The 13,881-nt window shown below is 31.6% G+C and carries 3 protein-coding genes; all 3 read left to right on the top strand.

Annotated features, from left to right (window positions below):
- Nucleotides 1–86: 86 nt before the first annotated feature.
- Genes JZO85_RS21830 through JZO85_RS21820 form a run of 3 tightly spaced genes read left to right on the top strand, consistent with a single transcriptional unit; the run spans nucleotide 87 to nucleotide 13,879 of the window.
- Entirely contained in the window at nucleotides 87–7,610 is a 7,524-nt protein-coding gene (locus JZO85_RS21830; RefSeq protein ID WP_207110638.1) for a non-ribosomal peptide synthetase, read from the top strand.
- 20 nt (nucleotides 7,611–7,630) lie between these two features.
- On the top strand, nucleotides 7,631–13,195 hold the full coding sequence (locus JZO85_RS21825; protein WP_207110637.1) for a non-ribosomal peptide synthetase: 5,565 nt from the start codon (nucleotides 7,631–7,633) through the stop codon (nucleotides 13,193–13,195).
- A 6-nt stretch (nucleotides 13,196–13,201) separates the two neighbouring features.
- A complete protein-coding gene (locus JZO85_RS21820) occupies nucleotides 13,202–13,879 on the top strand; it encodes a thioesterase II family protein (protein ID WP_207110636.1) in 678 nt (225 codons plus the stop codon).
- Nucleotides 13,880–13,881 lie beyond the last annotated feature (2 nt).

Here is a 13,881-nt window from a genome sequence, read left to right as displayed (position 1 = left end):
AGTTTAGTGATAGTCATTAATCTAGAGCTTTCCATATTCTTAAATTAATAAAATAATATTTAATAAGGAAAGAAAAGAGGTATCAGATGAAAAAATATGAGATGAGTTCGCAACAAAAGAGAATGTTTAGTTTGCAGATTGCGATGAACGGGATAGGTTCACAATACAATATTCCAAGTTTATATAAACTTGATGGAAATATTGATATCGATATTCTGGAAAAAAGTATTCAAACTTTAATAAAAAGACATGAAGTTTTGAGAACGAGTTTTCACTATGAAAAAGGAGTATTTGTACAGGCAGTGCACGATACGAAAAAATTCAAGATAGGATACTTTAATTGGAATGAAGATGCTATCTCAAAGAGAGAATTGTTTCAGAATTTAGTAAAGCCGTTCAATTTAAGCAAACCTGGTCCTTTTCGAGTGCGATTGATTGAAACTTTAAAAACTGATCAATCATATTTATTTTTTGATTTTCATCATATTATTTTTGATGGAATTTCTGGGAGTATCTTTTTTCAGGAGTTGGATCATTTAATGCGAGGAATTTCGTTAGAGAAGTTTGAAACTCAATATAAAGATTATGCTTATTATCTAAATAATAAGGATTATACAGAAGAAAGAGAGTTTTGGACCAATACTTATAAAGAGGGGTTTTTATCTAATAATTTTCGAGCAGATCTTTTAGTAACTCCGAACGTTCAAAATCTGGGTGCAAGTTTCATAAAGTCATTAGATAAGAAGCTACAGAATGAGACAAAACGTTTTTCAAGAAAACTAGGAACTACTGAATTTATTGTACTGTTAGCATGTTATGCAATGACGATCAAGACCATTAGTTTGGAAAACGAAATGATTGTAGGAGTGCCAGTTTCAGGTCGTACAGTTCCAAATATTCAAGGATTGATCGGATTGTTCGTAAATACTATTCCAGTAAAAATAAAAATCGATTACAATTTAACATTTCAAGAAATTGTAAAAAACTTAACTAGTGATTGGTCAGAGTATCTTAAAAATCAAGATTATCCATTAGATATGCTTTTGGAAGATTTACATCTGAAAAGAGATAATTCTAAACTTGGAATTGTTGAAACACTTTTCTCTTTCAATTCTGATAGTGAAAGCGATATCGATTTAGCCGGAGTAAAATTAATTAATCAGGCTCCTTCAACAGAAACAACAAAGTTTGAACTTTCTTTAGATGTAATTAATTCAGAGAATGGCTATCAAATGTATTGGGAATATAGTACCGAGCTATTTAAACAAGATACCATCAGAAAACTAAGTACTTATTTTGAAAATTTTTTAGAAAGTGTTTTGTCAAATGAGCATACACCCATCGGGAAAATAGGTTTAAATATTTCTGAAGATAAAGAGACGAGATTGGTCAAAAATCAAGAATTTATTGAGAATACTTTACTCGACAAGTTTGAAGAAACAGTAATATGTAATCCAAATAAAACAGCTGTAAAGTTTGAGAATCATTCCTTGAGTTTTAAAGAACTAAATGAACGGTGTAATTATCTGGGGAAAGTATTACAACAAGCAGGTGTTAAAAAAAATCAGACTGTTGGTATCATGATGGATCGTTCAATAGATATGATAATAGCAATTTATGGGATTCTTAAAGCAGGTGCAGCCTACCTGCCTTTGGATCCTTCACATCCTAAAGACCGTATTAGTTTTATTTTAGAAGATAGTCATACGTCAATTGTACTATCTGATCACAAAAGAGATAAACTAAACATTGATTTTGTAAATACTCTATTAATCAATGACTATCAGTCGATGAGTTCTGTTACTCCAGAAAGAGAGATTTTTCCTGACGATTTAGCCTACGTAATTTATACATCTGGGACTACTGGGACTCCAAAAGGAGTTATGATCGAACATAAAGGGGTAATAAATTTAGCAAAATGGCTATATCGATATGGAAAGTATTCATCAGAGACTGTTGTATTACAAAATTTCAATTACATCTTTGACGGATCAGTACCAGAAATCTTTTCTTGTGGATTATTTGGAAATACGTTGGAAATATTATCAGAAGCAGAATCGAAAGATCCCCAACAGTTACTAAATCGTTGGTCAGGAAAACAAATCACTCTTGTACCTTCAATGTTTCGGGCAGTGCTAGAATACGCAAAAGCTACAAATCAAATAGAAGAATTTAATCGTTTTGAAAGGATTTATGTCGCAGGAGAAGCTCTGGATAAAGATCTTTTGGATACTTATAGTAAGATACCTGGAAGTAAAATGGATAAATTCCACAATAACTATGGACCTACTGAAGGAACAGTTTGTGCCACTTCTGGAAGTTTTGAAAACTGGAACGGTGATGTGGTCACTATAGGTAAACCTATTGAGAACGTGAGAGTTGATATTTTTCAAAATGAGACCGCTTGTGATGTTGGAATTGTTGGCGAACTCTGTATTTCTGGTGTAGGAGTTGCACGTGGATACTTAAATCGCCCGGACTTAACAGAAAAAAGTTTTGTTAAAAACCCCCTGACTGGGGAACGGATGTATCGTACTGGCGACTTAGCTTGTTGGTTGGAAGATGGTCAAATTCAATATATGGGTAGAATTGATGATCAAGTAAAACTAAGAGGATATAGAATTGAAATAGAGGAAATTGAAAATCAGCTACGAAGACAAATGAAAATTCGCGATGCTCAGGTGAAAGTCATTGAAGAGGAGGCTTCCTCTTATCTTTGTGGGTATGTATTGGCAACTGAAGATTTTAATGAAGAGGAATCAATTTCTACTTTGTCAGATACACTACCAAAATATATGATTCCTTCTAGAGTCTTATGTCTTCCAGAATTCCCTCGAAGTAATAGTGGAAAAATTGACAAAAAGGCACTGCCAATTCCCGAAAAGAAAACAAAACGTGATTATGTTTCACCAAGGAATGGAATAGAGAATGTAATTGTTCAAGCATTTGAAGAAATACTTGGTGTGACTATGCCTAGCATAGAGGATGACTTCTTTGAGTTGGGAGGAGACTCAATTAAAGCTATTCGACTTGTATCGAAAATTCGTGAGGCTGGGTTAAGTATTACTGTACAAGAAATAATGAAAGAAAGAACGATTAGCCTAATCAGTGAAAGCGCAAGAAAAATTGAAGAATCATCAACTTATGAACACGTAATGGAAGGTGAATTCCCTTTATCTAAAATGCAGAAAAAATTTTTTGATTCAGAATTACCTGAACCAAATCAATTTTCAATGTCACTTGTATTAGAAGCAAATCACCATTTGGATGGGTCAGTAGTCAAAGAATCAATGAAAATACTAATTGAATATCATGATCAGTTGAGAGCAAGTTTTCTAGGAAAAATCGGAAACATAAGACCAAAATGCGAGAGTGATCTCTGTTTTGAACTTATCGAAAAAAGAAAGCCAAAGGGACTTCCAGAAACAGCATGGGTTAGTCAAATGTGTCAAAAAATGCAACATAAGCTATCTATAAAAAATGAAGAACTGATCAAACTTGGACTATTTCATACAGAAGAACATTCTTATATTTTCTTTTTGTTTCATCACCTAATTGTTGATGGAGTGTCGCTAAGAATAATTATGGACGATTTTAAAACAATTTATCGGCAAAAGCTTCAAAATGAACAATTGAAACTTCCAGCAAAATCAGTTTCATTTAAGCAATGGATTGAGTCTGTCAATTTATGTGAAGTTAATATTTCAGATAAAGAAAAGGCATATTGGAAAAAGGTTAATGAGAAAATAGAAGTAGAATTCTATCATGAAGAAGAACAAGAACAAGAAAATCTTTCATTTAATTTCGAACTATCGAAGGATTACACTGAAAAATTACTAAAAAAAGCAAATTTCGCATACCACACAGAAATTAACGACATACTATTAAGTGCGCTAGGAATTGCTTTTAGTAAAATTTTTAAGAAGAAAGAATTTTCTGTTATGTTAGAAAGTCATGGTAGACAGAATGATGATGTTTCTTTGAGAAATGATCGAACTGTAGGGTGGTTTACAACGGTGTATCCTGTGATTCTGAAGAAAGAAAATAGTCTTAAGAAAATGATTCGAGAAACTAAAGAAACACTTCATAGTATCCCAAATTATGGAATGAATTATACAGTTAAGAATTTAACAACTCCATTATTGACTTTTAATTACCATGGAAATCTACAGGAATCAACAGAAGAGAAGGGTACTAGCCTACTAACTTTAAGAAACGATATAGATACAGGAGAAGCAGTGTCTTTAAGTAATAATTTTGGGACAGCAGTGTCTTTTAATAGTGTCATAGTTGATGGAAACTTTAAAGTTATAGTTGATCAATTTGATAGCGGAAAATATCCAATTGAAAAATTAGGTAATGAATTCATCAGTAGTTTGGTTAATATAATTGATCATTGTTGTGAAGTCCAAAGGTCTGAAAAGACGGCTTCGGATTATGGAAATCAAACTTTGACTGATGGAGAGTATATGCAAATCGACCGAGAAATTTCGAAAATGAAAAACGAAATTGAGGCTATCTACCCCGTAACTCCTACTCAAAAAGGAATGATTTATTTAGCTCTAAAAGATACAGAAAGTTCTGCTCATATTTTGCAATCAATTTTTCTTTTAAATGATCAAATTGATTTAGATAGATTTCAAGTTGCAATTGAGAAATTAGTAGCAAAATATAGTGTTCTCAGAACTAATTTTTATCATCAGGTTGTTGGAGAAATTGTCCAAGTGGTTGTTAGGGATAAAAAAATTAGAACAGATAGATACATTAATGAAATTGATGTTTCACAACTTGCAAAGGATATTCTTAAAAATAAAATTTCATTTGAGAATCAAGAATTAGTGAATTTCTCATTAATAGAAAACAATATCGGGGAAAAATATTTTATTATCACGATTCATCATCTTTTGATTGATGGTTGGAGTTTTGGATTGTTAGTCAACGATTTAATGGATTTCTATGAAGAGAAAAATATAAGCTTTGTGGAAGATAACAAGGTTAAGTCAAAATATCTTTTAGCAATTTCACAAAAGAAAGTCAATGAGTCAGAAAACTATTGGAAAGATTTACTTGATGGTTGTACTGATGATCTATTAACTATTACTCCTGATAAACTCACAATAGAAAAAAATACTCAAATATCAGAAAGAGAAATCATATTAGAAAATAAGCTAACAACGGATCTAAAAGAATTATGTCGCAAGTTGGGAATTACTTTTAATACTATCATTGAGTTCGTTTGGGGAACTATTCTTCAAAAGTACAATAATACAAATGATACATTCTTCGGAAAAGTAGTTTCAGGTCGCAACTTTCCGATTGATGGATTGGAAAAACAAGTAGGAATGTTTATCAACACGGTGCCTGTAAGAGTTAGAAATAATGGTTCCAAATCTATAGAGAGACAACTAATTGATCTTCATCAACAAACAATTAATAGTCAGGAACATGAATACTTTCCATTATATGAAATAAAGAACAGTAAAGGGTTGATTTCTGAACGAATTGGAACGATTATCACTTTCGAAAATTTCGATACTATTTTTGACACTAGTTCAATTTTTAAAGAAGAAGTGGCTAGTCGAGAAGAGACACCTTATAGCTTATCACTAAAGTGTTACTTAGATGATCAACTTCGAATGACAGTTATTTATGATGAGAATAAGTATTCAGGACAACTCGTTTCTAGCATATTAAAAGTATTAATTGAAATTCTGACTCAAATGACAGACCAAGAGCTACTTAAAAATAATGCAACATTCAATTTGAATCACTACTATGAGAATCAATTACTAAATCTAAGTGACAAAAAAATAGAATACAAAAATGTGAATGTTGTCACTAAGTTTGAAGAAATAGTAAGACAGAAATCAGAGCAAATTGCGGTTTCATTTGATACTAGAGAGTTGAGTTACAAGAAATTAAATGAAATGGCAAACAGTTTGGCAAAAAAAATGCAAGATAGAGGAAACTATGAAGGAGAAATCATTGGTATCAGGATGGATCGATCATTGGAAATGATTATCTCAATGCTGGCAGTTCTTAAAGTCAATGCAGCCTTCCTGCCTCTATCACCAATACAACCGATTGATCGAATCAATTTCATCTTGAATGATTGTAATGTCAAATTAGTTTTAACCGATAATCCTGATCGTTGTCTGGATGTACTGCAACTTAATGTGGCTCTAGATGATCTTTCTGCCGAAGAAAATCTATATTTAACGAATTATTCAGATAAATTAGCGTATGTAATTTATACTTCCGGGACCACGGGTAATCCAAAAGGAGTAAAAATAAAGCATAGTGGAATTAGTAATCTAACTGAATGGCTTTCTTCATTCGCAGAATATTCAGATACTACTGAAGTGATACAGAATTTTAATTATGTTTTTGACGGGTCTATTTTCGAGATATTCCCAATATTACTTTCTGGTGGGAAACTATTAATGATTTCAGAAGAGGATTCAAAGGATTTGAAAAAACTGCTTTCTCTAATAGCAGGTCGACAAATTACGATGGTTCCAACTATGTTTAGAGAATTATTAGAATATGCAAAATCTCTTGGAAGAATTGATGTTTTCGATAGGTTTGATCGTATCCATTTAGCTGGAGAAAAACTAACGACTGATCTTATAGAAGATTATTTAAACTATGGAGGCCAACAGATTGATAGGATTAGTAATTGTTATGGACCGACAGAAGGAACTGTATGTATTACCGCAAAACACTTGGATTTAAAATCTAGTAAAAAAATCACTATCGGTAAACAAATTGATAACATGGAGATTCTAATTGTAGGCATGGATAATTCGATTTGTGGGCCTGGTATGATTGGAGAAATTTGTGTTAGTGGAATAGGTGTTGCCGACGGGTATATTAATCGACCTGAAATTACTAGTGAGAAGTTTGTTCAACATCCTATAAATAAAAAAATAAAAATGTATCGTACTGGAGATATTGGACTTTGGAATATTGATGGAGAGATTGAATTTATTGGTAGAATTGATGATCAAGTAAAACTAAGAGGATACAGGATTGAATTGACTGAAATTGAAATAAGCTTAAGAAGAATAGATAGTATAAAAGACGCGGTAGTCAAGATTGATAAATCTAAAGATTCTTTATGTGCTTTTGTTGTTCTAAATGAGTCACAATTTAGTATCGATGAAAAAACTATAATGGAAGAACTGTCTTTAACTCTTCCACGATACATGATTCCTGAGAGAATAGTTGTCGTTAAGCACTTTCCAACAAGCAGTAGTGGAAAATTGGATTTAAAACAACTTGAAATCCCCGAGAGAATTAATCAAGTTCATGACTATCATAAACCTAAAGGCAAAAAAGAAATTTTGGTTGCAGATGCCTTTCAAAAGATATTGAACGTCGAAGAAAAAATTAGTCGTGATACAGATTTTTTTGAAATCGGAGGACACTCTCTTGCTGCTATCAAATTAAAATCTGAGATAGAAAAACAAGGATATCTAAGTGTCTCAATTTCAGACATTATGAATCAACGAAACGTTATGGGTATTGCTAAACACTGTTCAGATAAGACTAAACCATCGGAGAATGATTTGGTACTCTCTCTAGATGTTTCTGAGGATTTAATTTAACAAGGAGAATAGATTACTTTATGGAAAGATATAAAATGAGTCCAAATCAAAAACGTATTTTTACCCTTGTAGAGTCTCAAAGAGACTCTACTCTCTATAACATTCCAAGTTTGTATGAAGTAGAGAAGGAAATGAACACTGAAAAATTGCAGATGGCTCTACTAAAGCTTATTCAGAGGCATGAATCACTAAGAACTAGATTTGAGGTAGTCGATGATAATTTCTTGCAAATTATTGAAGATAAACCAAAACTAGATTTTCAAAAGATTGACATCGATGAAATATCTACTGATCAAATATTTAAAGATTTCACTAAACCTTTCAATATTCAGGCAACTCCATTATTTCGCGTTAAGCAAATCATTTGTAAGGAAAAACAGTATTTATTTCTAGATTTCCATCACCTAATTAGTGATGGAGAATCCATGGTCATAATTCAGAGTGAATTGATGGATCTATATAACGGAAAAAAACTAGTAAAACAGTCGTATCAGTATAAACACTATAGTTCGTGGATAAATAAGTATGATAAAAGCAAAGCCGAGAAATTCTGGTTAAACGAGTTTCTGCATTGGAACCAAAGTGAAGTCATTGTTCCCGATTTTCCTCGGGAAAATGCTAATGAAGTTGGAAAAGAGATTTCATTAATATTACCAACACATATCTCAAGACAAATCAGAGAATTTTGCAAAAAAAATTCAAAATCAAGTCAAGTGTTTTGGTTAGCTGCTGTAGTGGGATTCCTGAAAAAAATTGGTGATCATGAAGATATTACTCTTGGGCTCCCTGTGATGGGAAGAGATCGAAATGAGTTCATGGATATTATAGGAATGTTTGTTAATACAACAGTAATAAGAAATGCAAATTCTCAAAAAATAAAATTTCTAGATTTAATCGATGATCTTGAAATGAAACTCTATAAAATTTTGGATTTTCAATCTTATCCGTTTGATCAGTTGGTCGAAATATCTGGAAATAGATTCGAAAAATATCGAAATTCACTTTTCGACATTATGTTTAATTATCAAAAAATTTGGCCATCTATTCCCAATCATGAGAATATGCTATGTCCAGTTGAAATGGAAACTACAAATTCAAAATTTGATCTAACAATTAACATTGTTGAAAAAGAAGATCAAATCATTATTGGTTTTGAATATAAGACGGGTCTTTTCAAGAAAGAAAGAGTATCGAAAATGCTTGAGCAATTCTCTACATTTGTTGAAAAACTATTAGTTAATGAAAAGAGTTATTTAGCAAATTTGGATTTATTAAGTGAAGAGGAAATGAAAATAATAACAGCTTCAAATGATACAAAACGAACTTGTTCTGAAAAAAGTGTTGTCGAAATATTTGAGGAGAAAGTTCAACTTAGAAAAAATGAAATTGCAATAGAGTATGATCAAGAAAAGATTACTTATGGAGAATTGAATCTATATGTGAATGGTTTGGCAAAAATACTTATTGAAAAGGGAGTTAAGACAGGAGATCGTATTATACTGAGATTTGAAAGATCGTTTGAGATGATTATCAGCATATTAGCAGTGCTTAAAGTAAAAGCAGTCTTTGTTCCGATTGACCCGGAGCATCCAATCGATAGGGTGGAATATATTATAAAAGACTGTAAAGCTAAATTGATGCTCAGTAATCTAGTTAAAGAAAATAGAAAAGATATTGATGAAATTCTTGTTCAAAAAGACGCAATAAAAAAAACTGATAATCCTTCATTTCATTATTCTCAAAATTTAAGTAGCTACATCATCTATACATCTGGAACTACAGGAAGTCCAAAAGGTGTAGAAATTATGAACACCGGGATCGTTAATCTCGCGGAATGGTTGTCTAATTTTGGTCACTTTTCATATGAGACTGAAATGCTACAGAATTTTAATTATGTTTTTGATGGATCAATATTTGAAATATTTGCTCCCTTACTATTTGGAGCAAAGTTAATTCTAATGGATGATGACTCAAGGAAAGACCCAGAGAAATTGCTAAATTTAATCCAAAATAGACAAATAATTATGGTGCCTTCTATGTTCAGAGCATTGATAGAATATGCAATTGAAATGGGAGAAGAGGAAAAACTTAATGGATTTGAACACATCTATCTTGGTGGTGAACCATTGAGTAGAGATATTCTTGATAAGTATTTAGCAAGTGGAGGAAAGTGTATACATCGAATAAGTAATTGTTACGGGCCAACAGAAGGAACAGTTTGTGTAACAGCGAAGAACTTTAAAAATTGGAATAATGAGGAAATTAGTATTGGAAAACCAATTGATAATACTGAAATATATATCATTCATAATGACTCCATTTGCAATATAGGTTCACCCGGTGAAATTTGTATTTCTGGAGCTGGACTAGCAATAGGATATGTAAACCAACCAAATTTAACAGAAAAAAAATTTGTTGAATTACCAATGCTCGGTACAAAGCGTGTTTACAAGACTGGGGATATTGGATATTGGACTCAAGATGGGGATATCATCTGTCAAGGAAGAAAAGATGAGCAAGTGAAACTCAGGGGATACAGAATCGAACTTGGAGAGATAGATTCTCAAATAAGAAAAATAGATAATGTACAGGACTCAATTTCTAGAATTTATCAAGAGAACGATATTTTAGTGTCTTATATTGTACCAAAAAAGAATAAGAAAGTTGCTTTATCAGAAAAAGATATTAAGAATCAACTAAAACAAACTTTACCTAAATACATGATTCCAAATCGAATAGTCTTTTTAGATAATTATCCTATGAATGCTAGCGGGAAAGTTAACTATAAGGCATTGAAAGTCCCATCAATGAAAATAGAGGAGAAAAGCTTTCGGCCATTAAATATTGTAGAAGGTGTTATAGCAGAAGTATTTGAAGAGGTTTTAAGTATTAGTAGACTCAAATATGATGACGACTTTTTTGATTTAGGTGGAGACTCTATAAAAGCTATTAGAGTGGTATCAAAATTGCGGATAAAAGGTTATTCAGTAAAAGTATTTGAGATTCTTCAAAATAGTAAAGTTTTTGAGTTAGCTAAAGTGGCAAAGAAAGTATCCAGGAAGTTTGAGCAACATGAAGTTATTGGACACGTCGAACAGAGTCCAATTCAAAAATCGTTTTTCGAAAAAAAAATGAAAAATCCAAATCATTTTAATCAGTCAATAGTTCTAGAATCCACGGAAAACTTGAATAGTCGATATTTAAAGATCATTCTAAAAGAATTGACTATCCATCATGATGTATTTCGATCAATTTTTCCTAATAATAAACAAGAAATCAAACCACTAAGTAGTGGAGTTTTTTATGAGTTTCAAAAGTTTGAAGTTCCTAATAAAGAAAACTTTGATTCTTTTGTCTATGATCATTCAAACCAAGTTCAAAAAAGTATGGATATTGAAAGTGGCCCACTTTTAAAAGGAATTTTATTTAAGTCAAAAGGTAAAAATTTATTTGTTGTGATTTGTCATCACCTTATAATTGATGGAATTTCTTGGGGCATCATCGTAGAAGATATCGAAACAATGTATGGACAATTATCAAATGGGTGGCAATTATCGTTGCCAGATAAGACTAGTTCTGTAGTTGAATGGAGTAAATCTTTATTAAGTTATGGGGAAAGTCTAAATGGTACTGAAGAGATCTCGTTTTGGAGACGGGAAAATGAAAAAATAATTCGACCTAACCAGTTTAAAACTAACCTTTACAAAAAAAATAAAATCCAACATATACCAATGATTTTAAATAAAAATGAGACACATTTTTTGATGAGAGAAGTAACTAAATTTTTTGGAGCAGAATTAAATCACATTCTTTTGACGGCATTGCTGACAGCAATTCAACAAATAGGAAATCTAGGATCTATTTCTTTGAACCTAGAAGGTCATGGGCGGGATCAAATTTCTAAAAATGTATCAATTGATAGAACGGTTGGATGGTTCACAACAATATATCCATTAAGTATTGATGAGTTGACTGGAAAGATTGAACGAGATATTCATACTGTTAAAAAGAAATATCAGCTTTTATCTAAAAAAGGAATACATTACGGTTTGATAAGTAAAAATGATAAAAGTTCATCATGGAAAGAACCATTCATTACGTACAATTTTAATGGGGAAACGTCTACAACATCAATGAAGGACAGTGGACAGGTATTTAGAGAAAATGATATTTCAGCAGGAGATAATGTGGATGAAGGCAATATGTTTTCAACAGGAATAACAGTTAATGGACTTATTGAAAATGGTCAATTAGTGGTAGTTGTATCAACAATTCAAGCTGAATATTTCTTAAAATCGGCAGAAGAACTGCAGTCAGAATTCTTCAAGCAAATTCGAAAAATAATATCCTACGTTGAGGATTTAAATGTGAACGACGTAAAAGAAGAGTTTGAGAACCACTCAAAGATTGTTAGTGATCAAGTCTTGAAAATGTTCGTACCAAACAAAATGCAGATGTTCTATCTTGAAAACTCGACTTTTTCTTTTGAAAGTATAAAATTTAACACAAAAAAAACAGTCGAAGATATTTTTCAAATAATCAATAATATTGTTGAGAATCAAGATGTATTTCGTTTTGTCTTTAATGATACGTACAAAGCAATGGAGTTGAGAAGATTAAATCCAATTTTTTCTCCTTCTTTTTTAGATTTGAGTATCGTCGATGATGTTTCAAAAACTAATGATGTAGAAAATTTTAAGGATTATTTGATCGAATTGGTTAATTCAAATGAGAAATCGACTTTTCTTTCATCAATAGGTCTTATACGAACATGCCAATATGAATATGAGCTCCTTTTTTATGTTCATCATGCTGTATGGGATAAAATGAGTCGCTTTATTTTGGAAGACAATCTAATTAACAATTTGAACGATGAATGCAGAGAAAATTTGAAAGACTATTATTTTTATAATCAAAAAATTATTGAAGCTAATTACGATAACAATCGACTGATTGATACAGCAAAAATATTTGTTGAAAGCTATAGGAACGGTCAGGCTGACTTATTTAGTAAGTTTGAAAATCGAATGATACAACTTGAGCTTGAAGATTCATCCTTTTCTGCGATAGATAGCGATCCATGGAAATTCGTAGGTAAAGTGTTAAGAAAATACCTTGAATCGAGTGATCAATGGGATAGAAAAAATCACATAGTACCGATGCTTTTTGTATATGAAGATCGGAGGGTTTTTCATAAGGAATTAACAAATACGATTGGCCTCTTTGCTGATATTTTACCATTTGTTTTGAAACTGGAAGAGGATGATGAATCAGTAAACATTGAAGAACTTGTTGGATTAAAGAGAAAGAATAAAATTAACTATTACGAACTATTAAGCAAAATTACTGAGTCACAAAACGATTTTTTAAAGAAGGTACCAACCGTTAATTTTCAAATAGGATATGGAACTTCAAAAGATGAAATATCTCAAATATTTGATGACGAAAGTAATCAAGAGAATACATCCCCGCAAATCATTTTTACAAGATATGAAGATACATTAGTAATTATGTATCCGGATATTAATGTTAACAGAAGTAAGTTTAAAAATGCTGTTAAGAAAATTACACAGGAGGTTAAATAGAGAAATATGGAAAAAGTTTTATTCTGTTTACCGTATGCAGGTGGAAGTAGTTGGAATTTTAACTTTTTAAGAAATTCGGTTGAACAATATGATGTTAAATGTCTTGATTATGCTGGCCATGGAAGACGAGTTGGTGAGAAGTTCATGTCTAATATTGAGGAAATTGCAGAGGATTTCTACAAATCAATCGCACGAATCGTAGAGAATAAACCGTATTCAATATTAGGGTACAGTATGGGATCAATTGTTGCATACGAGTTGTATCGAAAAATCTTTGAAGAAAATAGGCCGCTTCCCGAAGAAATATTCTTTTGTGCCTCAAATTCTCCAGAAAGTGTGCATAGATCAATTGATATCACTGATATCAATTCCTTAAAAAAACAATTATTGGCTTTAAATGGAACTAATGAATCATTATTAAATGACATTGGCTTTTTAAATTATTACTTACCTATTTATCAGAATGATATAAAAATGCTAAATAAATACAAATTCGAAAATGGACCAAGCGTTGAAGGAAAGGTTCATGTTCTGCACTCAGACGAGGAGGATCAATACAAAGGATGGATTAATTTTTCAAAAGAAACTATTAGTTTTGAATATTTCAAATCTGGACATTTCTTTGTTAATGAGGAACCAAACAAGTTTTTGAACATCATAAATAAAGGTAAGGAGACTACTTAAAT

Source organism: Candidatus Enterococcus murrayae, assembly GCF_017315985.1.
Lineage (GTDB): Bacteria > Bacillota > Bacilli > Lactobacillales > Enterococcaceae > Enterococcus_A > Enterococcus_A murrayae.
Note: the sequence above shows the minus strand (reverse complement) of the source record. Positions and strands in the feature narration are given on the sequence as shown.